The sequence below is a fragment of the Lactobacillus sp. W8174 genome (assembly GCF_016100975.1).
Taxonomy (GTDB): domain Bacteria; phylum Bacillota; class Bacilli; order Lactobacillales; family Lactobacillaceae; genus Lactobacillus; species Lactobacillus juensis.
Genome location: NZ_JACFRN010000014.1, coordinates 1 through 456 on the forward strand (window position 1 = coordinate 1; position 456 = coordinate 456).

1 rRNA gene is annotated in these 456 nt (G+C 53.3%); it reads right to left on the reverse strand.

The features are described from left to right. Nucleotides 1-456 (reverse strand): 23S ribosomal RNA (locus H3U49_RS10050); the annotation flags it as partial.

Genomic DNA, 456 nt, shown 5'->3' on the forward strand with positions numbered 1-456 from the left:
GTATTTAGCCTTGCGAGATGGTCCTCGCTGCTTCAATCGGGATTCCTCGTGTCCCGACCTACTCAGGATCCTGCTCAGCGCGCTCCGGATTTCGCTTACGGGGCTCTCACCCTCTCTGGCTTACCTTCCCAGATAATTCTGCTATCCTTTGCGCTGCCTTGTCGCAGTCCTACAACCCCAAATGATAAATCATCTGGTTTGGGCTCTTTCCTTTTCGCTCGCCGCTACTAGGGAAATCGATTTTTCTTTCTCTTCCTGCAGCTACTTAGATGTTTCAGTTCACTGCGTCTTGCCCCAGCCGGCTATCTATTCACCGCCTGGTAATGCATCTGCATGCATTGGGTTCCCCCATTCGGATGTCTCCGGATCATTGCGTACTTACCGCTCCCCGAAGCCTTTCGTGGTTCGTCACGTCCTTCTTCGCCTCATTGTGCCTAGGCATTCACCGTGCGCCCT